At 50.6% G+C, this 255-nt stretch carries 1 protein-coding gene; it reads right to left on the bottom strand.

The annotated features are described in order from the left end of the window. Positions 1-255 (bottom strand): TRAP transporter substrate-binding protein DctP (gene dctP, locus IT084_RS19210; protein WP_195714206.1); only part of this gene is annotated, 255 nt, incomplete at both ends.

Here is a 255-nt window from a genome sequence, read left to right as displayed (position 1 = left end):
AGCCGCTTTCCCACCAGGCCACCCCTACTAAACCATTATCTTCAAGGGTGGTTAACAGCGCGTCTCCGACTTCACTATCGACAACTTTATAACAAACTTCCCTGCTGGGGAAGAGGAATGGCAAATCCAGAATACTCATGTTGGGTTCAAAGCCGGTAAAGTTGGAACTGGGCAATATAACCGCTTCTTCCGCACCCATTTGGGTGGCTTCAATCATTTCGCGGGCCGAACCCAGTTGCTCCGCCGGGTAAATAG

Source organism: Desulfallas sp. Bu1-1 (genome assembly GCF_015594625.1).
In the GTDB taxonomy this organism is placed as follows: Bacteria; Bacillota; Desulfotomaculia; order Desulfotomaculales; family Desulfallaceae; genus JADNRQ01.
This window is presented reverse-complemented; position numbering and strand designations above follow the sequence as displayed.